This is a genomic window from Brevibacterium permense, assembly GCF_013280495.1.
Taxonomy (GTDB): Bacteria; Actinomycetota; Actinomycetes; order Actinomycetales; family Brevibacteriaceae; genus Brevibacterium; species Brevibacterium permense.
In genome coordinates this window covers 19984-43965 of sequence record NZ_JABSSX010000015.1, presented here as the reverse complement: position 1 = coordinate 43965, position 23982 = coordinate 19984, and the positions used below count along the sequence as shown (strand labels likewise).

General features: G+C 64.0%; 21 protein-coding genes and 1 tRNA gene. 14 read left to right on the top strand and 8 right to left on the bottom strand.

Annotation, left to right across the window (positions count from 1 at the left end):
- Positions 1–29: 29 nt before the first annotated feature.
- A complete protein-coding gene (gene lhgO, locus HK353_RS15015; RefSeq protein WP_173157430.1) occupies positions 30–1283 on the bottom strand; it encodes an L-2-hydroxyglutarate oxidase in 1254 nt (417 codons plus the stop codon).
- A gap of 55 nt (positions 1284–1338) precedes the next feature.
- Here lhgO and HK353_RS15010 point away from each other — a divergent pair, with 55 nt between their 5' ends.
- The gene (locus HK353_RS15010; RefSeq protein ID WP_173157428.1) at positions 1339–2055 is read left to right on the top strand and encodes a GntR family transcriptional regulator; all 717 of its coding nucleotides are present in this window, start codon (positions 1339–1341) and stop codon (positions 2053–2055) included.
- A gap of 55 nt (positions 2056–2110) precedes the next feature.
- Here HK353_RS15010 and HK353_RS15005 read toward each other — a convergent pair whose 3' ends face one another.
- Positions 2111–3622 carry an NAD-dependent succinate-semialdehyde dehydrogenase gene (locus HK353_RS15005; RefSeq protein ID WP_245396064.1) on the bottom strand — a complete coding sequence of 504 codons (1512 nt, stop codon included), beginning with the start codon at positions 3620–3622 and terminating at the stop codon, positions 2111–2113.
- A gap of 173 nt (positions 3623–3795) precedes the next feature.
- Here HK353_RS15005 and HK353_RS15000 point away from each other — a divergent pair, with 173 nt between their 5' ends.
- From HK353_RS15000 to HK353_RS14990, 3 genes are all read left to right on the top strand, one after another.
- Positions 3796–5067 (top strand): MFS transporter, encoded by a 1272-nt coding sequence (locus tag HK353_RS15000; RefSeq protein WP_217278512.1) that lies wholly within the window; start codon positions 3796–3798, stop codon positions 5065–5067.
- Between the two features lie 105 nt (positions 5068–5172).
- Positions 5173–6288 (top strand): zinc-binding dehydrogenase, encoded by a 1116-nt coding sequence (locus HK353_RS14995; protein ID WP_217278511.1) that lies wholly within the window; start codon positions 5173–5175, stop codon positions 6286–6288.
- Between the two features lie 353 nt (positions 6289–6641).
- Positions 6642–6911: a hypothetical protein gene (locus HK353_RS14990; protein ID WP_173157422.1), complete on the top strand. Its 270-nt coding sequence runs from the start codon at positions 6642–6644 to the stop codon at positions 6909–6911.
- A gap of 277 nt (positions 6912–7188) precedes the next feature.
- Here the strand turns inward: HK353_RS14990 and selD are convergent, their stop codons facing one another.
- Positions 7189–8175, bottom strand: a complete 987-nt coding sequence (selD, locus tag HK353_RS14985) for a selenide, water dikinase SelD (RefSeq protein WP_173157420.1) — start codon at positions 8173–8175, stop codon at positions 7189–7191.
- Positions 8176–8300: 125 nt separating this feature from the next.
- Between selD and HK353_RS14980 the strand changes: the two genes are divergently transcribed.
- The 4 genes from HK353_RS14980 to HK353_RS14965 all read left to right on the top strand — a co-directional run bounded on the left by HK353_RS14980 (position 8301) and on the right by HK353_RS14965 (position 13378).
- Positions 8301–8395 (top strand) — tRNA-Sec (locus HK353_RS14980).
- Positions 8396–8458: 63 nt separating this feature from the next.
- Positions 8459–9778, top strand: a complete 1320-nt coding sequence (gene selA, locus HK353_RS14975) for an L-seryl-tRNA(Sec) selenium transferase (protein WP_173157418.1) — start codon at positions 8459–8461, stop codon at positions 9776–9778.
- Positions 9771–11675 (top strand): selenocysteine-specific translation elongation factor, encoded by a 1905-nt coding sequence (gene selB / locus HK353_RS14970; RefSeq protein WP_173157416.1) that lies wholly within the window; start codon positions 9771–9773, stop codon positions 11673–11675. The genes selA and selB overlap by 8 nt, the downstream gene beginning before the upstream one ends.
- A 326-nt stretch (positions 11676–12001) precedes the next feature.
- Positions 12002–13378, top strand: a complete 1377-nt coding sequence (locus HK353_RS14965; protein ID WP_173157414.1) for an NAD-dependent succinate-semialdehyde dehydrogenase — start codon at positions 12002–12004, stop codon at positions 13376–13378.
- Between the two features lie 78 nt (positions 13379–13456).
- Here HK353_RS14965 and HK353_RS14960 read toward each other — a convergent pair whose 3' ends face one another.
- Positions 13457–14050 (bottom strand): aminoglycoside adenylyltransferase domain-containing protein, encoded by a 594-nt coding sequence (locus tag HK353_RS14960; RefSeq protein ID WP_217278510.1) that lies wholly within the window; start codon positions 14048–14050, stop codon positions 13457–13459.
- A 26-nt stretch (positions 14051–14076) separates the two neighbouring features.
- Positions 14077–14316, bottom strand: a complete 240-nt coding sequence (locus HK353_RS16855) for a nucleotidyltransferase domain-containing protein (RefSeq protein ID WP_217278509.1) — start codon at positions 14314–14316, stop codon at positions 14077–14079.
- A gap of 234 nt (positions 14317–14550) precedes the next feature.
- Here HK353_RS16855 and HK353_RS14955 point away from each other — a divergent pair, with 234 nt between their 5' ends.
- The 5 genes from HK353_RS14955 to HK353_RS14935 all read left to right on the top strand — a co-directional run bounded on the left by HK353_RS14955 (position 14551) and on the right by HK353_RS14935 (position 17760).
- A complete protein-coding gene (locus tag HK353_RS14955) occupies positions 14551–15141 on the top strand; it encodes a hypothetical protein (protein WP_173157412.1) in 591 nt (196 codons plus the stop codon).
- A gap of 92 nt (positions 15142–15233) precedes the next feature.
- Positions 15234–15824: an NlpC/P60 family protein gene (locus HK353_RS14950; protein WP_173157410.1), complete on the top strand. Its 591-nt coding sequence runs from the start codon at positions 15234–15236 to the stop codon at positions 15822–15824.
- A gap of 607 nt (positions 15825–16431) precedes the next feature.
- Complete coding sequence (locus HK353_RS14945; RefSeq protein ID WP_342589956.1) at positions 16432–17001, top strand: hypothetical protein; 570 nt, start codon at positions 16432–16434, stop codon at positions 16999–17001.
- Between the two features lie 106 nt (positions 17002–17107).
- Positions 17108–17353, top strand: coding sequence for a type II toxin-antitoxin system prevent-host-death family antitoxin (locus HK353_RS14940; RefSeq protein ID WP_173157392.1), 246 nt, complete (start codon positions 17108–17110; stop codon positions 17351–17353).
- Entirely contained in the window at positions 17350–17760 is a 411-nt protein-coding gene (locus tag HK353_RS14935) for a PIN domain-containing protein (RefSeq protein WP_173157390.1), read from the top strand. Before HK353_RS14940 ends, HK353_RS14935 begins: the two co-directional genes overlap by 4 nt.
- 12 nt (positions 17761–17772) lie before the next feature.
- Here the strand turns inward: HK353_RS14935 and HK353_RS14930 are convergent, their stop codons facing one another.
- From HK353_RS14930 to HK353_RS14920, 3 genes are all read right to left on the bottom strand, one after another.
- Positions 17773–19041: a M20 family metallo-hydrolase gene (locus tag HK353_RS14930; protein ID WP_173157388.1), complete on the bottom strand. Its 1269-nt coding sequence runs from the start codon at positions 19039–19041 to the stop codon at positions 17773–17775.
- 122 nt (positions 19042–19163) lie between these two features.
- Positions 19164–20912 (bottom strand): thiamine pyrophosphate-dependent enzyme, encoded by a 1749-nt coding sequence (locus HK353_RS14925; RefSeq protein WP_173157386.1) that lies wholly within the window; start codon positions 20910–20912, stop codon positions 19164–19166.
- Between the two features lie 90 nt (positions 20913–21002).
- Positions 21003–22334, bottom strand: a complete 1332-nt coding sequence (locus HK353_RS14920; protein WP_173157384.1) for an MFS transporter — start codon at positions 22332–22334, stop codon at positions 21003–21005.
- 229 nt (positions 22335–22563) lie between these two features.
- Here HK353_RS14920 and HK353_RS14915 point away from each other — a divergent pair, with 229 nt between their 5' ends.
- Complete coding sequence (locus HK353_RS14915; RefSeq protein WP_173157382.1) at positions 22564–23778, top strand: PucR family transcriptional regulator; 1215 nt, start codon at positions 22564–22566, stop codon at positions 23776–23778.
- The last annotated feature ends 204 nt before the right edge of the window (positions 23779–23982 follow it).

The following is a 23982-nucleotide window of genomic DNA, read 5'->3' as shown; positions in this document are numbered from 1 at the left end:
CACAGATTAAAAGACCTAACCAAGTACTACTAGCCACGACCCCCTTCTCCACGGGAACCATACTTGGTAAAGCGGGGATGGTCGCCGATTGTTTCGACGAGGTGTTCTGCGATTGCAAGTGACGAAGTTGCACCGGGCGAGGGCGCATTGCGCACTAGGGTCGCGCTACCGATGTCCTCGATGACGAAGTCATCGAGGAGGCGGCCATGTCGATCCATGGCCTGTGCGCGGATGCCGCGGGTAATGGGTGTGGATACGGCTCCTTCCAGGCTGGGCACATATGCTGCAGCACCGGCCAGGAACTTCTGACGGGAAAGAACCGCACCGAACTCCTGCACCGCGGCGTGCATATTTTGCCCGGCGAACTTCCAGAAGCCCGGGCTGGCCGCCACGTCGATGCTGTCCTTGAGCCCAATCCGCCAGCCGTTGTAGTTCTCCCGACCAAAAGACAAGAACGCGTTGGGGCCGACGAGCATCTCCCCGTCTACCCGCTTAGTGAGGTGAACCCCTAAGAATGGGTATGCCGGATCCGGCACCGGATACACCAGGCCATTCAGGATGTTTCGATGTTCGGGGGCTAACTGCGAGTACTGGCCAAAGAACGGCACGATCTTAGGATAGGCAGCCCCTCCTGCCAGACGCGCGACTCGGTCGGACTGCAGTCCGGCGCAGGCGATGAGGTGATCAAAGGTGTGGATGCTTTGCTCGCCGCCACGCGCCACGGTTACTGCACAACCCTGTTCCCTATTGGCAATGGAGACGACCTCGGCCCCCAGAATCACGCGCCCCCCAGCGCGCTGGACGTCATCAATGAGCGCGCGCGTGACCGCGGCGTAATCGATAATCGCGGTATGGGGTGAGTGCAGTGCCATTCGGCCGACTGCGTTAGGTTCAACGCTTCGGATGCCTTCGGGACCGAGTAGTTCGATGTCGGGCACACCGTTGGCTAGCGCCTTCTCCTTGATATCCCGCAGTCGGACCTCTTCCTCCGGTGTTAGTGCCACCACGATCTTGCCGCATTTGTCGAACGGCAAGTTCTTTTCGCCGGCGTAGTCGTGCAATAGGTCAACGCCTCGGCGGCACAGGCGCGCTTTGAGGCTACCGGGCTGATAGTACAGTCCGGCATGGACGACACCTGAGTTGTGTCCAGTCTGGTGGGCAGCCACGGCATCTGCCTTGTCAAGGACGGTGACCTCTGCGCCCGGAAATCGATGGGTGATCTCGCGGGCCACGGCGGCGCCGATGATTCCTGCGCCGATCACCCCGAACGAATATGTGGACATTGTTGGATTGCTCCTTTGAAATAGACTCTGGTGCTGGATTTGGGATACTGGAGGAATGGATACCGTCAGTCGTGGTGTGAGCTTGACCGATCAGGCTGTTGAATCGATCAGGGGCGCCATCATCAAGGGCGACTTGGTCCCTGACCGGCTGTACACCGGTTCAGAGCTGGCTCGCCAGCTGGGCGTGTCTCGTACGCCCATCCGTGAGGCGTTGCAGGTCCTCTCGCGGCGCGGCATGGTCATCATCGAGAAGAACCGCGGGGTGCGCGTGCTCAATACCTCAGTCAAATCATTGATCGAGGTGTTCCAAGTGCGGTTGATGCTCGAGGTTCCGATGTCTCGGCGTGCAACACAGTTGAAGACAGACAGTTCCGTGGCGGAGTTCGAGGCCGCCGTGGAGCTGTTTCGTGTCGCGGCGGAGTCGGGCGACCCCGGAGCCGTCCTGCGCGCGGATCGTGACTTCCATGGTGCTTTGATGGCCGGCGCCGGGAACGACAAGGCGCGGGAGCTGCTCCAGGAGGAGCGCGACTTCGTGCTCAGCACCGGAGTAGGTACGGTCCCCACCTCGCGCACCGCGATGGAGTGCTTTGATGACCACGCCGACATCATCGCCGCATACCGCCGAGGGGACGCCGTGGCCGTCGGCCGTGCCCTATCGCGACACATTGCCAATACCGTCCGAATCTTGATTCGCCAGGAAACGCGGAATCGTCCCGAATTCGGCGAGGTCGACGCCGACGAAGCCATCAATTGGCTGACGGAGCAATGCTGAGTACAACTCCGCCCGCCATGGGCGCCCGCCGTAGACACATTTGTTGCCTCGCAGGTCATACGGTCACCGCGATATATTTTTCGATCTGGTACTCCTCGATGCCGCTGTGACCGCCTTCTTTCCCAAGCCCCGAGGCTTTAATGCCACCGAACGGCGCGGCTGGGTCCGCGACTACGGGACGATTAATGCCAACCATTCCGCTTTCGAGGCGTTCCGCTGCCTGAATTGCCTTGGTGATATCGCGCGTGTAGACGTAGGAAACCAGCCCGAACGGCGTGTTGTTCGCGGCCTCAATCGCCTGATCATCGCTTTCCGCTTCGTAGATGGACGCGATCGGCCCGAAGATTTCTTTGGTGGCGAGGGCAGAATCCAAAGAGGCGTTAGCGACCACGGTCGGCGCGAAAAAGTATCCGGCACCGGGTGCGGCCTCGCCGCCTGCTATGACTACTGCACCCTGATCGATGGCATCCTCGAGCAACTTCTGGACATTGTTGCGCTGGTTCCCATCGACAAGGGGTCCCACGTCAACGCCGTCTTCGGTGCCCGGGCCGACTTTGAGTTGGGCGACCTTGGCCAAGAAAGCCTCTCGGAATGCGGGTGCCACCGACTTCTCCACGATGATCCGGTTCGCGGCGACGCACACCTGACCTGCGTTTCGGAACTTCGCTACCGCTGCGCCGGCTGCAGCCTCGACTGGATCAGCATCGGAGAGTACGATGAACGGCCCGTTTCCTCCAAGCTCCATGGAGGAGGTCATCACGTGATCTGCGGCCTGCTTGAGCAGTGTCGTTCCGACTGCGGTCGATCCAGTAAAGCTGACTTTACGCAACGTTGGCCTCGACATGAGGGCCTTCGACTGGCCCGAGGCAGAACTGGTCGTAATGAGGTTGAGTGCTCCCTGGGGAACTCCTGCGTCATGGAGAAGCTGCACAAACATGTGGGTCGAAAGCGGCGTGAGTGCTGCGGGCTTGATGAGCACAGTGCAACCGGCGGCGAGGGCAGCACCGGCTTTGCGCGCGCCCATCGACAGCGGGAAGTTCCACGGCGTGACGAGATAAGACGGGCCCACCGGCTGGTGAGTGGTGATGATCTTGTAGCCACCGTTGGGGGCGTCACTGTATCCACCCCGCTGCTGGGGGACCTGTTCGGAATACCACTGGATGTAGTCGGCAGAAACCTGTACTTCACCGCGGGCCTCAGCCAGGGGCTTACCCATCTCCAAGGACATGACCCAGGCAATATCCTCCTTGCGCTCGAGCAGCAGATCATAGGCGCGACGCAAGATGTTCGAGCGGTGACGGGTTGTCGTCGTTCCCCACTCGTTCTGGACCCTGGTAGCGACCTCAAGGGCCTCCAACGCATCCTCCAGTGACGCGTCTGCCACTGCGGCGATGACCGTCTCATCGGCCGGGTTCTGAACATCGAAGGTGTTGCTGTTCGACGCAGAACGCCATTCTCCGCCGATGAAAAGCCCGGTCGGCACATCGATCTGACCGTGGGGCGCGGACAAGGTTGTCCAGTTTGATGGCTTCATGAGGAACGGATCCTTCCAGGATGTCGGTGACATGAACCGGCACTAGGAACTTAGTGCTCGAAAGTTGACTTACACGTTACATGCAAGTCATCATAGCTGTAATCCAACCTACAAAGAAGTGACCTCGCGCTAGCGATGGGGAGAGAACAATGACAACGACTAAGCAATCCGATCGGGCTCGGGTGAGGCGCGTAGCCGGCTCCTCCATGATCGGCACCACTATTGAGTGGTACGACTACTACATCTTCGGCACGGCGGCGGTACTGGTCATCAACGACCAATTCTTCCCGGACCTGTCCCCTGCAGCGGGGACTCTCGCCTCGCTGGCCACATTCTCCGTGGCCTTCATCGCCCGTCCCTTCGGTGGCATCATTTTCGGCCACTTCGGCGACAAGGTCAGTCGCAAGACGATTCTCGTCTGGTCACTAATGTTGATGGGGGTGTCGACGGTCCTGGTGGGCTTCCTGCCCAACTATGCCGCCATCGGTATTTGGGCACCTATTCTTCTCGTGGCCCTGCGCTTCCTTCAGGGCCTCGCAGTGGGCGGCGAATGGGGCGGGGCTGTCCTCATGGCCCTCGAACATGCCCCCCAGAACAAGAAAGCCTTCTACGCTTCCTGGACACAGTCAGGTGTGCCTGCGGCCCTCGTCCTGTCCTCGACGATTTTCCTGTTCATGCAAATGATGGATGAGCCTGCGTTCCACTCTTGGGGCTGGCGCGTTCCGTTCTGGATCTCGGCTGCGCTGATTGTGGTGGGCCTGTTCATCCGTTTGCGCATTACAGAATCGCCTGAGTTCTTGAAGATGAAGGCCGACAAGCGAGAAGTTCGTATCCCCCTGTTCGAACTTCTGCGGACAGCTTGGTGGCCTCTGCTCCTCGGTATCTTCACGCTGGCCTCGCCGAACATCATCTTCTATATTTCCTCGGTCTACCTGCTGAGCTACGGGCCTGATCATGCTGGACTCTCGCGGGATGCCGTGTTTGTGGCCTTGATCGTCGCGTCGTCCCTCGCGGTCTTCACGATTCCGTTGGTGGCCGTCATTGCGGATCGGGTAGGTAAGAAGAAGATCATGCTGACCGGCGCCGTCATGGTGGCGCTCTTCATTTTCCCCGTCTTCTGGTTGGTGGACACCGGCCAGCCTCTGGGCGCCCTCGTGGCGATGATTCTGGCATTACCGATTGCTCACGCCACCGCCTATGCCGTTGTCGCCAGCTTCATCCCTGAACTCTTCCAACCGGAGGTGCGTTTCACCGGTTCCTCGCTGGCCTATCAGATCGGAGGCATCGTGACCTCGGCGCCGGCTCCTGTGATCGCCGCGACCTTGATTCAGAACACAGGCTCGTCGATGTCCATCGCTCTTTATGTCTCCATCGCGGCACTCGTGGGGTTCGTGGCGATCGCATTGAGCCGAAAGCACCAGGAGCCAACCCCTCAGGTGTCTACCGAGCCGGCGGTTGGCGGTAGCGGCGGACGCTAGCAGCGTCTGCACCTCCGGCCCGCGGCATCATCCCAAGCCCCTCACGTAAGTCCTACCTGTCCACGAGGACAGACCAGACCCGTACCCGATCAAATGGAGAAACCTGTGCCTAAAGTTGCTGTTCTCGAAGAAATCAATGGACCCATCACCTTGCAGGACTTTCCGGATTCCCAACCTTCTCCTGGAGGCGCCCTCGTCGAGGTGGCATTAGGAGGAATCTGCGGAACGGACGTCCATCTTCGAACTGGACACCTGAATGTCCCGCTGCCCCTGGCGATGGGGCACGAGGCCGTCGGCTGGATTCGGAAGCTAGGCGATGGCCTCACCACAGACGTCGAAGGACAACCCCTTGCGGTGGGCGACCGGGTGGTATGGGCGAACAATATCCCTTGTGGTTCCTGCCACGAGTGCCTAGTGCTCAAGGAACCGACTCTGTGCTTGAATCGGAAAATCTATGGCATTAATCGTCGTGCATCAGATTTCCCCCACCTGCAGGGGGGTTGGGCCGAGATGATAGTCCTGGAGGCCGGAACAACGATCATCAAGATCCCTGACTCGGTGAGTTTCGAGGAGGTCATCACCTTGGGGTGTGCCGGTCCAACGGCAATCCATGGGGTGGTCGAGAACCTCAAGATTGAACCGGGGTCCGTCGTCGCCGTTCAGGGCGCTGGACCCGTGGGCCTGGCCTCCGCCATGTATGCCAAAGCCATGGGTGCTGCACTTGTCGTGATACTTGGCGGGCCCACCTCTCGCATTGAAATGGCGCTACAAATAGGGGCTGCAGACGCGGGTGTTGATATGGACTCTTACCCGACCGCTCCGGAACGTCTGGACGCGTTCCGACAGCTCACCCCGCATGGCGGAGGGGCAGACGTGGTCATCGAGTGTGCCGGTGTTCCCTCAGCTGTAGCCGAGTCCATCGACTTGGCACGTCCAAATGGGCAGCTATTGGTGCTGGGCCAATACACGGACCATGGGCCCACGCCCATCAACCCGCATCTGATCACCAAAAAGCAACTGAAGGTGTTCGGATCGTGGGGGTTTGCTCCGGCCCACTACGTTAAGTACGTCAAGTCGCTGCCCCAGCTCGTCAAGAACCACGACTTGGCCTCCATCCTCTCCGTCTACTCCCTGGAGGAGATCAACGACGCTCTCGCTGACGTGGCTTCCGGATCAGTCACGAAGGCTGCGCTTAGGCCCGGCACCAAGAACGAGGCATGAACCGGTAAAGAAGCACGCACCTCTGCTACTTCGGCGGCCTGAGTTCGGGGAATCTGCCGCCCTTCTGGCAGGTCGTGGGGGCCGGCGATTAAGGTGGACCATGCTCGTAGTAGTCCCGGGAACCGGTCATGTCGTCACCGTAGGGCTGGGTGATGTAGTGCTGGATTTCGACCAGGGCGGGGGCAGCCCCGAGATGGACGGCACGGCCCGGCCGACGCCACCTTCGAGTTCCCGGCTTACTCCGGGCGCGGCCGACCCCCGGCCCTGGCCAGCTACCGAGACGGCCCGCTCCAGGCCAAGGACCTGACGCTTCCCTCGAAACTGGTGATTTCAGTGGGGGTAGTGTCAGCGCCTTGGTCGACAGGACAGCCGGTGGCAGCATGGTGCAGCAATTGCGTGAGGATCTGCGGGGTCTCAATCAGCAATTGGAGAATCTCGAAGCTGGGCTCGACCAACAACGCGACCGACTTCGCCTTCGAGGTCTAAGACTTCAGCAGTTGATCGGCGGATCGCGCGTGGAGAAGAAAGGGTTGGAGCGATTGGCTACGTCGATGAAAAGTCTCGAGGCCTCCCGCCGGGCCGTCGAAGATGGGCGCAAAGCGATGGCAAATCTTCAGCTCTGAACTTGCCCACGTTTCGCAATGGTGAGATTAGAAGTTGAAACCGTCATCCAGTACGGCTTTTGCGGGCTCAGAGAGTGTAGAACTGGCCTGAAAACACCGGACCCGAGTAAATACTGGACGATGCAGAGGATCCTAGTGCTTTTATAAGCGTGCACTACGGCGAGGCTATGGAAGTCAATGCCGTTGCTTGACAGCGTTTCCAAGTCCAGCTTGTTCGGCTGAACGGTGTTTAGGAATGCAATCACGTGGTGTTTAGGCCCGGCTCCGGCCTTAGCCCTCACCGCACGTGCACGCCCGAGCCGGAGACGATCTCGCCGATGATCGGGTGTCCGGGCAGTTCGCCGACGACGAGCAGCCCGCCGGAGGTCTGTGCATCGGCCAGAAGAAGCAGGTCGTCCTCGGTCACGGAATCATCGGCGGTGAGATGCGGCCGCACCCAGTCGAGGTTTCGCCTGGTTCCACCCGAAACGTACCCGTCAGCGATAGACTCATCGACACCGTCGAGGCGGGGCACCGCGGTCGCATCGATGACCGCTCCGACTCCTGAGGCACGGGCCATCTTGAACAGGTGCCCGAGCAGGCCGAAACCGGTGACATCCGTGGCCGCTCGTACGCCTGCAGCCACGGCCGCCCGTGACGCTTCGGCATTGAGCGCGGTCATCGTGGCGATTGCCTCATCGAAGGTCTCACCAGTGACCTTGTGGCGATTGTTGAGGATCCCAACGCCGATCGGCTTGGTCAATGTCAGGGGCAGCCCCGCCTCGGCGGCGTCATTGCGCATGAGCTCATCCGGGTGGGCCACACCGGTCACGGCCATGCCGTACTTCGGTTCGGGGTCGTCGATCGAATGTCCGCCGGCGACGGGGCAGTTCGCCTGCGCTGCCACGTCGAGTCCGCCGCGCAGAACCTCGGTGAGCAGCTCCATCGGCAGCTTCTCCCGCGGCCACCCGACGAGGTTGATCGCCGTGACCGGGGTCCCGCCCATCGCGTAGATGTCGGAGAGCGCGTTGGCCGCAGCGATCCGACCCCAGTCGTAAGCATCGTCGACGACGGGGGTGAAGAAGTCCGCCGTCGAGAGCACGGCAAGGTCGTCACGGACTCGCACCGCCGAGGCATCATCGCCGTCATCGAGGCCGACGAGGACATCCGGGCCGGGCTGGCCGATCAGGCCGCGCACCGCGTCCTCGAGTTCACCCGGCGGGATCTTGCAGGCGCATCCTCCGCCGTGGGCGAACGAGGTCAGACGGTCCTGAATAGCAGTCATACCCGGAGACTAACACTCACGTGACGAGACCGTCACGAAGTCCGATGGGCGTGCACATCGAGAAGAGCGACCTGCTCCGCTGTCTGCTGTGAGCACTCGCCCACGCCCGCGATAGGATGACCGATGGAGGCGTCCGTGTCCTGGTGGGCGCCCTGGTCTTCAAAACCAGTGAGACCGAGTATCTCGGTCTGGCGGGTTCGATTCCCGTCCGCCTCCGCCAACCGTTTCGCGGTCCCGCCGACCAAGCGGCGCCGCCGTGGCCCCGCACAGAGGAGGAGGTCAGATGGTCGAGTCCGACCTGCGTCGATCCATTCCGCGCACGGATCATCTCCTCGCCCTTCCCGAGGTCGTCGCCGCAGGTGAGCGCCTCAACCAGGCGACCATCAAGGCCATCATCTCCGAGGTGCAGAACGCCGCCCGGGCCGGTGAGATCCCCGTCGCCGAGGTGGCCCCCGCCATCACCTCCAAGCTTGGTTCCCGTTCGGCTTCCTCCCTGGCCCCAGTGCTCAATGCCACCGGCATCCTCGTCCACACGAACCTCGGCCGGGCGCCGCTCTCACCTGCGGCATCCCAGGCCATCACCGAAGCCGCCGGATATGTCGACGTCGAAATGGACCTCGGCACCGGCAAACGCAGCAAGCGGGGCACCGGAGTCAAGGCCGCCCTGCTGCAGGCCAGCCCGGCCGCCGAGGATGTTCTCGTGGTCAACAACGGTGCGGCCGCCCTGCTGCTGGCCGTCACTGCGATGCGCGGTCGCAGCACAGGTTCCGGCGAGATCATCATCAGCCGCGGCGAACTCATCGAAATCGGCGCCGGCTTCCGCCTCACCGACCTCATGACCACCACCGGCGCCAGGTTGCGTGAAGTCGGCACGACGAACCGCACGCACCTGGCCGACTACGCCGACGCCATCAGCGACGTCACGTCCTGCCTGCTCAAGGTCCATACGAGCAACTTCCGCGTCGAAGGATTCACCTCATCCGTCGAGGTGACCGACCTGCGCGGACTCGCCGACGAGCACAACCTGCCGCTCATCGTCGACCTCGGCTCCGGACTCTTCACCCCCGACCCTGCCTTGCCCGACGAACCCGACATCGACACTGCCCTGCGCGCCGGCGCCGACCTCGTCATCGTCTCCGGCGACAAACTCCTCGGCGGCCCGCAGGCCGGCCTCATCCTCGGCCGCACCGAAGCAGTGCAGACACTGGCCAAACACCCTTTGGCCAGAGCGCTACGCACGGACAAACTCACCCTCGCCGCACTCGAAGCCACGATCACGCACACGGCGAACCCGATCCACGACGCCCTCCACATGGATCCGAACCATCTGCGCCAGCGCACCGAAGAACTCGCCGAGGCGGTCGGTGCCACGGTCGTCGAACACGATGGCCGCGTCGGCGGCGGGGGAGCCCCCGGGGTGCCCCTGCCCGGCTGGGCCATCGAGCTGCCCGAAGACTGTGCCGAACCGCTGCGCCTCGGCGCTCCCGCGATCGTCGCTCGCGTCCACCAGGGACGATGCCTCGTCGACCTGCGCTGCGTGTCCGAAAGCGAAGACAACCGCATCGCTGCCGCCATCAAACGAGTCCGTGCTGACAATGCCTGACACCTTCGTCATCGCTACCGCCGGGCACGTCGACCACGGGAAGTCGACGCTGGTCAATGCCCTGACCGGGATGGAACCCGACCGGTGGGCCGAAGAGAAGAAGCGCGGACTGACCATCGACCTCGGTTTCGCCTGGACGACCCTGCCCTCGGGACGCGAACTCGCCTTCGTCGACGTTCCGGGGCACGAGAAGTTCCTCGCGAACATGCTCGCCGGGCTCGGACCCGCCCCCATCGCCTGTTTCGTCATCGCCGCCGACAAGGGCTGGCAAGCCCAATCGACTGACCATCGCGACGCGATCAATGCGCTCGGCATCACCCACGGCCTTGTCGTCATCACCCGGGCAGACCTCGCCCCCGACTCCGTCGAGACCACAAAGGCTCAGGTCAGAGCACAGCTGCGTGGAACACCACTCGAAGCAGCGCCGATCGCCACGGTCTCGGCCACAACCGGGGAAGGCCTGCCCGAACTCATCAGCGCCCTCGACGAGGTCACGGCCACGGCCGAGCCTCCGACCACCTCGGGGAGGGTGCGACTGTGGATCGACCGAGCCTTCACCATCAAGGGCGCCGGCACCGTCGTCACCGGAACGCTTACGGCAGGCGCCCTGACCACGGGCGATACAGTCGAGCTGCGCGGAGAGACCATCGACCGGACCGTGGGCGTGCGCGGTCTGCAGTCCCGGAATTCCACCACCACCGAGGTGGTCCCGCAGGCCCGCGTGGCCGTCAACCTCCGCGACGTCCCCGCCGACGACCTTCACCGCGGCGACGCCCTGCTCACCAGCGGAGCCTGGCCGATCGTCGATGCGATCGACGTGCGCCGCACCATGGGCGAGGCCCTCGACTCCGGCATCCACGAACTCATGGCCCATATCGGCACCGCCGCCGTGCCCGCCCGGCTGCGATCCTTCGACGCCGACCACGCCCGGCTCACCCTCGATCGGCCCCTTCCGCTGCAGGTCAGCGACCGGATCGTGCTTCGCGCCCCGGGCAGCCGCAACGTCTTCGCAGGACTCCTCGTGCTCGATGTCGATCCGCCCGAACTGTCCCGACGAGGAGACGGCGCCAGGCGGGCTCGGGAGCTCTCCGAACGTCCCGTGAATGGCGATGTCCTCGCCGAGGTGGCCCGCCGCGGAGCCGTCGAACGCACCGTCCTCACCCGGTTCGGTCTGCAGGTGCCCGATGACGAATCCTTGCCTGCCGGCGTTGAGGATGTGGGCGGCTGGCTCGTCCACTCGCCGACGCTGACCTCCTGGGTCGAAGCGACGAAATCCCTGGTCAGCCGCGAGCTCGCCGCCTCGCCGATGGCCGCGGGAGTGCCCGTCAAGGCCGTCGCCGAGACACTGCGCCGAGCTTCGGACTCCAATCGAAGGCCTGGTGGCAAGACCACGAGCGATGCCACGTCGGCAGCGCACGCTGGGCCGACTCTGCCCCTGCCCAAAGGCACTGACGCCGCGACTCGCCGACTGCTCAACCAAGTCATCTCCCGCGCCGGGCTCGAGGCCGGCGACGGAATGGTCCACCCGCCCGGGCATACCGCGGGACTCGGTGCCGCTGAAGCCGGTATCGCCGAGATCGAACGGCGACTGGCAGCCGACCCGTTCGCCGCACCAGAAGCCGATGATCTGCGAGAACTCGGCGTCGGAGCGCGGGAGCTCGCGGTCGCCGAGAAGGCGGGACGGATCCTGCGCCTCGGCGACGGAATCATCGTGTCTCCGCGCACTCCCGCGCAGGCGATGCGGATCCTCGCCGGTCTCGACCAGCCCTTCACCACGAGCCAGGCGAGGCAGGCGCTGGGGACGACCCGACGCGTCGTCATCCCTCTCCTCGAACATCTCGACGGCCGAGGCTGGACGCGCCGACTCGACACCACACACCGCGAAGTGGTGCGCTGAGGACGCTTACGGCACTATCGGATGGGCGGCCACGACGACGAACCGATCTCCGGGTCGGTGGGCGGCCGCCTCGGCGAAACTCAGTGACCTGTATTACGATCAAGTCGGAATGATCGTTCGCGCCGATCCGGGCGCTTCCGTCGATGGTATGGGTGATAACTGACTGCGGTGATGGGGCCGCAGCGACGCCATTCATCGCCTCATGATCCCCATATCCGGGCGCGCTGCCCTGATCGCAGCACTGACCGCCCACCAGAAATCCACACCATTGACCGTCTCCGGTCGCGCAGATGCGATTCCGACTCGAGACTTCCGAAGGAGCAACCATGTCGAACTATCGTGTTCAGAATCCCGCCACTGGCGAAATCGTCGAGACCTTCCCCGAGGCAACGAATGCCGAGATCGAGTCCACCGTGACTGCCGCCCACTCCACGTACCTGACGTGGAAGGACACCGATATTCAGGAGCGGGCGTCGGTTGTGCGCAGGGCCGCGGAAATCTTCCATGAACGCAAGGACGAACTCTCCAGGACGATCTCGGTGGAGATGGGCAAGTCGTATGCCGAGTCTGTTGACGAGGTCGAGTTCGCTGCCGACATCATCGACTACTACGGCGTCCATGGACCGAGTCTGGCCACGGATTATCAGATCCCGTCGACCATCCCTGGTACCGCTCGGATCGAGTCTCTGCCGGTCGGTGCTTTGTTGGGTGTGATGCCGTGGAACTTCCCTTACTACCAGGTGGCCCGGTTCGCTGCCCCGAATCTGGTGTTGGGCAATACGATCATGCTCAAACATGCTGACATCTGTGGCCGGTCGGCGCTGTTGATCGAGGAGATCTTCCTCGCCGCTGGTGTCCCTGCCGGCGGGTACTCGCACCTGTTTGCGGGCCATGATCAGATCGCCTCGGTCATTGCTGACCCTCGGGTGCAGGGTGTGTCGTTGACCGGGTCGGAGCGGGCGGGTGCGATTATCGGTGCCCAGGCGGGTCAGAACCTGAAGAAAGCTGTGCTCGAGCTCGGTGGGATCGATCCGATGGTTGTTCTCGATGCCGACGATGTTGCGGCGGTGGCGCGTGAGGCGTGGGAGTTTCGGACGTATAACGCCGGTCAGGTGTGCAACTCGAATAAGCGCCTCATCGTCATGGACGACATCTATGACGACTTCGTTGCCGAGCTCGTGAAGTTGGGGACCGGGTTGACGCCGGGGGATCAGCTGAATCTGGGTGAGGGTGAGTATGTGCCTCTGTCGTCGCGTGCTGCTGCGGAGACCGTTGACGCGCAAGTGAGAAAGGCTGTGTCAGAAGGCGCTCGTGTGCTCGTCGGTGGTGAGTTGGGTGAGGGCCCGGCTGCGTATTATGCGCCGACGGTGTTGGTTGATGTGCCGAGGGATTCTGAGTCGTATGGTGAGGAGATCTTCGGACCGGTGGCCACTGTGTTCAAGGTGTCCAGCGATGAGGAGGCTCTCGAATTGGCGAATGATTGTGCCCTTGGTTTGGGTGGATCGGTGTTCTCGTCTGATGAGGGCCGTGCTGATCGTGTGGCGTCTCGTCTTGAGGTGGGGATGACGCATGTGAACACGATTGCGGCGGAGGCTGCTGAGTTGCCGTTCGGTGGTGTGAAGCGGTCTGGTTTCGGTCGTGAGATGGGGCCGATCGGGATGGGCGAGTTCGTCAACAAGCGCCTCCACTTCATCGCGAAATAAGGGCAGATCGGCTCACCCCCAGACCACCGCAACCGTCGTCGAGCTCCCGGCGGCGGCTCAACCCACTACGGTCGTCGGTCAGCCGAGTGATCCGGTGATCATGTCCTCCATCGCCGAGGCGGTCAATCCCCGCCACTGCGCACGTGACGGTGCGGAGGAGATCCGCGCGCCGCGCACCTTGGCCAGGGCCACCTCGGTGATGGGGGCGTGCTGAGGAAATGCGTCCAATGCGTGACGTGCCGCTTCCTCCTTGCCGATGATCTCACCGGTCGCGAGCGTGCGATGCATGCGCGCGGGACCGAGCACGCACCACGCAACGGTGCCGGCACTCAGCCCCAGCGGGGACGTGAGGAGACGATGGACGAGCGCGCGTGGAGTTCTCTGCGGTCGGTCGTGCAGCTGTGAGGCCAACGGAGTCCAGTACTCGCGCAGATTCGTACGGATCCACGGTTGAAGAGCCTCCGGCTGCGCATCGAGATCCCATGCAGCGATCGATCGTCCTCGCACCGTGATGCCGCCGTCGACGAGCTCCTTCCAGATCACTGGATTGACGTCGAACGCGCCGTGCGAATCGAAGATCTCACCCGTATGGGAGGCGATCGGACTGATCTGCGTGACGGGGCGACTGACCTCGGATTCGGCGATGAAGACGGTATTGGAGCACGCACTCACACCTCGCCCGCGCGTCGCCCCTACCGTCAGGCGGGGCCCTGAGAGAGGTGGAGCAGGCGCAGTCGCCGAATGAGATCCGGACGGTCCAGCCACTCATCGGCGATGACCGCGACGAGGTCGATGTCGCTGCGGCCCGGACGATAGGCGCCGAGGGCGATCGATCCGGTGACGGCGCAGGCGATGATGCCGCCTGGCAGGACCCGATCGGCGGCACGCAGGTAGGACCTGATGGCGGTTGCGGCGTCTGGCGGCAGCGGCGCGGACATGGGATCAGCGTAGCGAACCCAACCGAGCTCACGCCCAGCGAACAGTCAGCTCAGGGAAACTTGTAGTTCAAGTCGCGTCGAATTCCCATTGATCGGCTGTTGACTGTCTGTTTGTTGAGCAAGATCCGCTGAAGCGACAGCCTGGATTGCGGGCATGAGAGCAGGGTCACGTGGAACTCGGTGGAAGGAAGCCGAGAGGACCCGACGCCCGATACAACTGGAAAGTGGGAACTGATGAAACTCGTACGCAAGTTCGCTGTGACAGCCCTTTCCGCGGCGGTCATCGCCGGCGGAGTCTCCATGGCGACCGCCGCGTCCGCAGAGCCGGCGCCCGTCTCAAAGGAGGCCGCTCCGTTCACCAGCAAAGCACTCGACGGCGGCAAGGTTCCGAGCGCCCAGGACGCCTCTCAGCTCACTCAGGAGCAGATCGACAATGCGCGCACGATCATCGCCGTCGGCAAGGGCGCGAACCTGTCGACGCAGGCACAGAAGATCGCCGTGATGACGGCCCTGCAGGAATCGAGCCTGTACAACCTCGACGGCGGCGACCGCGACTCCGCCGGACTGTTCCAGCAGCGTCCGTCCATGGGCTGGGGCACTCTGGCTCAGGTGACCGACCCGGTCTACGCCTCGAAGTCGTTCTACGGCGTCAACCCCGAGGGCTCGAACCTCGGCCTCATCCAGATCGAAGGATGGGAGACGATGGTTCCGGGAGCCGCAGCTCAAGCAGTGCAGGGCTCCGCCTTCCCCGCCGAGTACGACAAGTGGGATCCATTGGCGACCGAGCTCGTCAACGACAATCAGGATGTCGCCCCGATCAGCTGATCCGGGTCACTTCTGCAATCGAAATCGTGCATTCCGAAGTCACGAGTGCACACACGACATAGGTGCACACACGAGAAGCATCAGGAGAGAAGATGACAATTTCGCGCACACTCACGACCACCGTTCTCACCGCAGGAATCCTCGCCGGCGGAACCATGATGGCCACCGCGCCGGCACAGGCCGACCAAACACCCGCCGCTAAGTCCTCGGCTGCACAGTCCACCACAGCGCAGGCCGAATCCGGCAGAACCGCCTCGGCGCAGGCCGATGATCGTCGCGATGAGATCATCAGCCGCGCGCAGACCTGGGTCGACCAGGGAGTGCCCTACAACTGGGACACCACCCATCCGGATCCACAGGGCAAGCAGTACCGTATGGACTGCTCGGGATTCGTCTCGATGGCCTGGGGACTCGACGACAGCCTCAACACCGTGACCCTGCCGGATGTCTCCCACAAGATCGACAAGGACGAACTGAAGCCCGGCGACGTCTTGATGAAGGGCGGCCCCGGCACCGAAGGCGCCAACGGCCACGTCGTGATCTTCAACGGCTGGGCCAACGACGACAAGACCGCCTACCACGCCCTCGAGGAGAACGGTTCGCTCGGCTCGGTCGCCCACGAGGTCTCCTACCCGTACGACCAGGACGACAGCTTCGTCCCCTACCGCCTGAACGGTCTGTGATCTGATCGGCCCGTGATCCGGCACTGATCCGATGCCGATCCGGCGGCACCGATCCGCCGACCGTACTCCGCGCACCTGAGCGCATCGTCGCCGCGCCCCTCCCATGGGGCGCGGCGACGATGCATGTGACGAGGAGGGCGCCTCGGGAACATGGCCTACCTCGGAGTGCACAGGGCCTACCTCGGTGTGCAGGATCGCCGAGGATCGACCCCCACCCGCCGATCGCCGCCGGCGCCTGAAATTTCCCTGGCTCGCGCCTGCGAACCGCCGGATGAGCGGATCGAGACCCCGGTCACGGGCGGGTGGGAGCACTGCTGGTGACCGCGCGGCGTTCAGCGAACTCTGATCGCATGCACATGGATCCGTGACGATTCGTTGCGGTGAGAGTAAGTCATCTCGAAGTCTCTCTGCATTGAACGGGGCCCATCGGTCCGTCAGTGTTGTGTGGGGCGATTCCACGGCACCTTCTGCATTGGTGTTCCTGTGCCGACCACAGGGCAGATGCCGCAGAACCCACCACGTGTGCCGCGCACCAGGAATCGCCGACCGGGTCGAGGACCCGATCAAGAGAAAGTGAGAACAGATGAAACGTGCGCGCACACTTGCGGTGACTGCACTGTCCGCAGCCGTCCTCGCCGGGGGAGTCTCCCTGGCAACGGCGACCTCGGCCTCGGCCGACCCGATCTCCGGAGGCGTCAGCCAGGAGGGTGAAGCAGCCCAGTCCGACGCCGGCTCGACCGGAGGGATCGACGACCCCGATGAGCTGAGCGAGGAGCAGATCGACAACGCGCGCACCATCATCGGCGTCGGCAAGGGCGCGGACCTGTCGGAGCAGGCACAGAGGATCGCTGTGATGACCGCGCTGCAGGAATCGAGCCTCCATGACCTCGACGGAGGCGACCGCGATTCCGCCGGTGCCTTCCAGCAGCGTCCCTCGATGAACTGGGGATCGGCCGAGGAAGTCACCGACACCGTGTACGCATCGAAAGCCTTCTACGGCGTCGACTCCGGAACCGACAATCCGGGGCTGACCCAGATCGACAACTGGGAGAGCATCGAACCCGGTGACGCGGCACAGGAAGTGCAGCACTCCGGATATCCCGACGCCTACGACAAGTGGGAGCCGCTGGCGGAGAAGCTCGTCGACGAAAACCAGGACGTCGACTCCATCGACTGATGACCGCGGGTCCGAGAGTCCTGTCCACTCGGCATCTGGCTATGGATTCGACCACAACCCCCGAGATAGAATGTACCTACAGTAGTGACATTTCGGGAGGTGAATGATGACCACGATGTCGAGTCGGGAATTCAACCGGGACGTATCGGCGGCCAAACGTGCGGCCAGACACGGGCCGGTCACCATCACCGAACATGGTCGTCGCACGCACGTTCTGTTGACTGCCGATGAGTACGATCAACTCAGCGGCAGATCGGACCTCGTCGGAGATGCCCTCGTCATCCACGACGATGATTCGGACCTCGATCTGCCGCACCGTTCTCAGCGATCGCTGCGGGTGCCCGAACTGTGAGATATCTGCTCGACACCAACATCATCAGTGACGCTCGCCGCGGCAACCGGACTCCCGTCGGATCCTGGATCGCCGCACAGAGGATCGACGATCTGGCCATCAGCGCTATTACGGTCCTCGAGCTCGACGTCGGAGTCCGACGGAAAGAGCGGCGGGACGCACGCGCTGGATCCGTCCTTCGGCAGTGGTTCGACGAACAGGTCTCTGAGGTCTTCGACAGCAGAATTCTTGCCGTCGATGCCGAAGTGGCTGTGCAGGCATCGCAATTGCACGTCCCTGACCCGATGCCCGACATGGACAGCCTGATTGCAGGCACCGCACTCGCACACTCTCTGACCCTGGTGACGAGGAACGTCGCTGACTTCGCGAATACGGGAGTCAGGCTGCTCAATCCCTGGGAGGGCTGACCTCCTTCGCGGTCACTCTGCCAGCGCGCCGGCGGCGAGCCGGCGAACCACCTCGGTAAGGTGCTGGAGGCCCGAGACGAGGTCCTCGTCCTTCGTGAACTCGGCCAGGCTGTGCGAGACCCCGTCGACGCTGGGAATGAAGAGCATGACGGTGGGCACCTCGTCCTTCATGTTCGTCGAATCGTGCCCGGCCACGGTCATCACCTTCGCCGAGGTGAGTCCCAAGTCATCGGCCGCGGTGCGGGCCAGTTCGACCCCGTCCTCGGAATACGGGTTCTGATCCCAGCTGTGCTCAGCGACGATCTCGATCTCCACACGATCATCGGCGCTGACCTGGCCGATCGTGTCCATGAGCTTCTCATGGGCCGCGGCGATCACCTCGGCGCTGGGGGAGCGCAGATCGAGCAGCAGGCTGACCTCGCTGGCGACGACGACCGGAGAATTCGGGTAGACGGTGAGCTGACCGCACGCAGTATGCAGGGCACCGGGCTCGAAATCGTCGACGAGCTCCCGTGCGGCCACGACCAGGCGTGCGGCACCGAGCAGGGCATCCTGACGATCGGCCATGAGCGTCGACCCGCTGTGCGCCTGTGCGCCGGTGACCTTGAACTCGTACTTGTGGGCCGCCCACGTGGCATTGACCAGCCCGATCGTGACCCCGTCCTCTTCCATGCTGCGGCCCTGCTGGACGTGGATCTCCGCGTAGGACGCGATCTCCGGGGCCGTGAAGTCTCCACGTTCTTCCAGCTCATCGAGCGCCTCGGCGACGGTGGTTCCAGCAGCATCACGCGTGGTCAGAGCCGCTTCCAGCTCGGCCTTGCCGGTGAAGACATTGGACCCCATCATCGACGGTTTGAACCGGGAGCCCTCTTCATTGAACCAGTTGACCACGGCGAGGTTGAACTTCGCCTTCGATGGATCCGCACGCAGCTCATCGGCGATCGCGAAACACGCATGCGCCGAGGCCATCACCCCATAGGCGCCGTCGAAACGGCCGGCCGTCGGCTGCGAATCCATATGCGAACCAGTGAGGACATACGGGGCACCGGGCACGAGCTCGAGGAGCCCGAACTGATTGCCGATCGCATCCCGGTGGACGCTGAAGCCATGCTTGACGAGCAGCTCTTCGAACCATTTCCGCTGCTGGCCATCGGCGGCGCTCGCCGCCTGCCGGTCGACCCCGTTCGTGCCCTCGACGGCACCGAAACGCGAATGCACGGCCCAATCGGCGAGGAACTCGGCCTCGCGATCGGCGCTGATCAGAGAAGGTGAAACGGTCATAGCGGGTCCTTTCGAGACGGTGTCGTGGGCGGGTGGTCCACGACTGAGAGGGGGAGGGGTGCGGCGCCGGCAGTGCCGGTGTCAGGTGGGAGGAGCCCACAGCGGTGGGCACGCGGGATGGATCAGGAGGTTTCGTCGGCGGCCGGTGGCATCGTCGCCGGATCGATGAGCACATGGATGAGCGCGGGTCCGTCGTGGTCAAGGGCTCTGTCGAGCGCCGACCCGAATTCCTCGGTCGTCTCCACGCGCTCCCCGTGCCCGGTCGGCCCGGGTACGGAGGCCCCGTCGCCGTTCATGGACGCTTTGCTCGCCGAGGCGGCCCCGGAACTGCTGAGATCGAATGCCGACATCCATGCCGCGAAGTTCGGATTGACCATGCGCGTGCCCGAGGGCCGTCCCGGATAATGATTCTCCTGGTGAGACACGATCGTGCCGTACACGCCGTTGTCGACGACGATGATGAGCGGTGATCCGCCGTGGGCGAAGGCCGTGGCGATCTCCTGGCCGTTCATGAGGAAGTCCCCATCGCCGCAGATCGCAACCGCACGCCGCTCCGGGTACGCCAGAGAAGCGGCCACCGCAGCTGGAACGGCGAGACCCATCGCCCCGTTGCGGGCTCCGACGAGGCTGGACGGGCGCTCATGCCGGATGAACCGGTGCCCCCAGATCGTCGCATTGCCCGCCCCGTAGGTGAGGATCGCCTCCCCGCCGAGGCGGTCATCGAGAATCCCGAATGCCACCCCGAGATCGACCCCGGCACGGCTCGGATTCTCCGGTGCCGCCTCGGCGTCGGGGCGGTGAGCGGCGAATCGGGACTGCGCGTCCGCGCGTCCCTGCATCCACTCATCCGTCCGGTCACCGCGCAGCTGGCTCGTATTCCGTGCATCACCGGCATCGGTCCTGGTCAGGGCGCAAGTGAAGGAGTCCGGGGAGGCGATGATGTGCTCATCGATGCGCCCTGCATGCTGGGTGGCCTCCATATCGAGGGAGACGAGGACGGTCTCTGCTTCGAAGCCGATCGTGTACCCGTCGCTCAAGACATCGGAGCGGGTGCAGCCGATGAAGACGACGAGGTCGGCCTCGGCGAAACCGGCCGCCACAGCATCGGCGCGACCGTAGCCGAGCCAACCCGCCCACGCCGGCGAGGAATGCGGAATCGCATCGTAGGCGCGCCAATCGCAGAAGATCGGCACCCCCGCCGAGGCGGCCAGACCGGCCAGCTCGGCTCCGCAGCCGTTGTGCCACCCATCCCCGCCGAGCACGAATGCGGGACGCTTCGCCGCCGCGATCCGCGAAGCCAAGCCATCGATGACGGCGGGGGCAGGGGTCGGTGGGGCCACCTCGGCGAGTGTCGGGGTGGGGGCCTCGGTGAGGCGGACGAGGACATCCTCGGGCAGGCCGACGACGACGGGCCCGGGGCGACCGGATGCGGCGATGCGCAGGGCGTCGGCGGTGATCTCACCGGCACGGTCCTCGTCATCGATGGTGAGCACGCGCTTCGCCGTCGAGGAGAACCACTCGGACAGGCTGAACTCCTGGAAGGATTCGCGGGAGCGATCGTTGAGGGGGACGAGGCCGACGAACAGAACGAGCGCGGTTGCGTCCTGCCAGGCGGTATGGACGGAGATCATCGCATTCGCCGCCCCTGGGCCGCGGGTGACCATGGCGATTCCGGGACGGCCGGTCAGCCGGGATTCGGCCAGCGCCATGAACCCCGCACCGCCCTCCTGCCGGCACACGACGGTCTCGATGTTCGCGTCGTACAGTCCGTCGAGGACGTCGAGGTAGGACTCACCGGGGACCGCGTAGACGCGTTCGATGCCCGCGCTCTCCAGGGTGTCGACGATGAGGTGGCCGGCGGAACGCGACATGGTGGGGGTGTCCTTTCGAGGATCGAACGGTGTGAGGGGTCCGGGGCTGCCAGCCGGGTGTTGGGCTGGGTTCTCAGCGCTGTCCGGTTCTCAGTGTTTGAAGCCGGGCAGGTCGACGCTCATCCGAGGAGCGACAAAGCCGGCGAACGCCGTGAACAGGGAGAGGAAGACGAGCATTGCGGCGGCCGGCCACCAGTGGTCTCCGGCGGAGGCGACGAAGCTCGTGGCCAGCAGCGGGATGAACCCGGAGAGCATGCCTGCGGCGTTCTGCGCCATGCCCACACCCGTGTAGCGGGTGGTGGCGGGGAACAGTCCGGTGAGCACGGTGCCCGATGCCGCATAGGGCAGGGACAGAGTGGACACGGCCAAGGTCATGGCGATGACGACGAGGACCGGGTTGCCGGACTCGAACATGAAGAACGCGGGAACCGCGACGACCGCCGAGGCGATTCCACCCCAGAGAATGACCTTCGAGGCTCCGAACTTCGTGCCCAGGGCACCGCCCCAGATCAGGGCGAGGATCTCGACGGCGGCGGCGACCATGCTGCCGAGCAGGAGGAGGGAGTTCGTGTACCCGAGGATGTTGACGCCGTACCAGACGCAGAACGCGGTGACGAGGTAGAAGCCGCCGACGCCGAGCAGGGCCGCGGCCATGCCGATGATGATCTGCTTCCACGAGTCACGGAAGGTGGTGCGGATGGGGCTCTTCTCGACCTCGCCGGACTCTTCGAGCTGACGGAAGACCGGGGACTCCTCGAGGCGGGAGCGGAGGTAGACGGCGACGACGAGCAGCGGCAGGGCGATAAGGAACGGGATCCTCCAGCCGAACGAGTCGAAGTTCTCCTGTGAGAACACCAGGGTCATAATGAAGAAGCCGCCGGAGGAGAGGATCGTGCCGATCGGGGAGCCGATCTGCGGGATCGCCGCATAACGGGCACGCAGGTGGAGCGGGGCGTTTTCGACGACGAGCGTCATCGCGCCCGACCATTCGCCGCCGACGAAGAGACCCTGGAGGATGCGGAGGAGCACGAGCAGGGCGGGGGCGGCGAAGCCGATCGCGGTATAGGTCGGCAGGAGGCCGATGAGGCCGGTGACGACGCCGATGCCGATGATCGTGATGAGCAGGACCTTGCGGCGCCCGATCTTGTCGCCCATGCGGCCGAAGATCAGACCGCCGATGGGACGAGCGGCCAGCCCGACGCCGAAGGTGGCGAAGGAGGCCATGGCGGCGGCCGTGGCGTTCTCGCTGGTGAAGTACTGGACGTTGAAGACCAGGGCTGCCGCTGCCGAGAAGAGGAAGAAGTCGTACCACTCGAGGGCGGTGCCGATCAGGGCGCCGGCGGCGACCTTGTTTGCGTCCTTGATGCTCAGTTCCGTTGTGGCATTGAGCTCGGCGGACGCCGTGGTTTTCTGCTCGCTCATAGTGTGCTCCGTTGAGGATCGGGACGCGGTCCGCGGCTCCGCCGGTCGGCGGCTGGGCCGGTGGGCCCATGCGGGTCCGGTGTCGGTCGAGTCGTTCGCACCGGTCGCATTCGGTGGTGTGTGACCGGTAGATATCGACCTTACCGAGTGTCGTACGTCTCTTTCCAGGCACATTTGTCGCCGAAAAGCGTGCAGTGCTTGTGCAGATGCACATATTCTGGACGCTGTGATGGATGAACAGGATGGAATTGCGGGCACACGACAGCTTCGGGACCGTCCTGAGCCTGGAGACGAACGCCGCTGGCTCGAGCTCCTCGACGCTCTCGATCTCGGTGAGCTGACCGATCGGTTCATGACCCGCGTCGTCACGGTCTCCGGCTACGATCCCGCACCGATTCCGGTCTCGGAGCTGCGGCGGACCGGTCGGCGTTCCTTCTCCACCCTCATCGAGGGACTGCGATCCGGTGGGTTCGACGGGCCAGTGTCGGTTTCGACCGATGTCGGGGTCTCCCGGGCGCGGGCAGGAATCCCGCTTGAGGCGCTCATGACCGCGATCCGCCACGATTTCAACGTGCTCTGGGAAGTGCTCACCCGAGTGGCGAATCAGGAGGATGCGGAACTCGTCATCAGGCACACCGGAATCGTCTTATCCACCGTCGACGAATACGTCTCGCAGGTCCAACAGGCCTATACCGCCGAGCGCACTCGGATGCGCGCGGAAGAGGATTCGGTGCATGCGGGCCTCATCGCAAGCCTCTTCGATGATCCCGATCCCACCTCGGAGCGCCTGTCGAGGATCGCGACCGGGCTCGGTCTCGATGTCGACTCTCCGCTGCTCGTCATCGCTGCCACCGGGGATGATGTTCGGGCGCTGCGGGTGATCATCTCCGATCATGCCCGCGCGGGCGGGACCATGTTCACGCACCACCTCGGCGAGGTGCTCATTGCGTTCACGCAGGTTCCAGGAGGTGCGGGCCCTGCTTCCACTCCGGTCGGTGGCGGAACCGGTCATTCGTTGGGGGCGCTCGCCGGCAAGATCGCCGAGGCCAGGGTGGGGTATGTCCGCGCCGAAGGGATCGGCACCCTGCGGCGGTCGGCGCTGACCGCTCGTGACCTCGCCGATGTCATCGCCGCTGATGAGACGTCTGCGATGACGTGGCGCAGCGGGTGGGCGCGGTTGGCCGCACGGTCGCTCAATGCCGCCGGCAATCCGATCCTCGCCGATGTCGAGTCCGCGCTGGCCGCCTGCGGTCCGGTCGAGCGAGAGCGCCTCATCGAGGCGGTGCAGGTCTACCTCGCTTCGGGGAGCATCGGTGCGTCTGCCGCGCAGCTGTTCTGCCATCGCAATACGGTGGCGAATCGTCTGCGCCGCTTTGCCGACCTCACGGGCGTCGATCCGATGATCCCCGCCGAGGCGGCCCGCCTCGTCGTCGGTTGGGCGTGATTTCGTGGTGTGGGAGTCATCGGGCGACCACGGCCGAATCGTTCATAGCGGCCCTCGCTTGTCGAAACCAAGCTCCGTCGTTCAAGGCGGCGAGCACTTGTCGAAAGGTGCACAGTTCGACATCCGCGGTGCGGCTGGAACGACGCCCCGCGATCATCTCGAGGGCCGAGTGTGACGAGCCTGGCTAGAGTTCTCAGGCGGAGC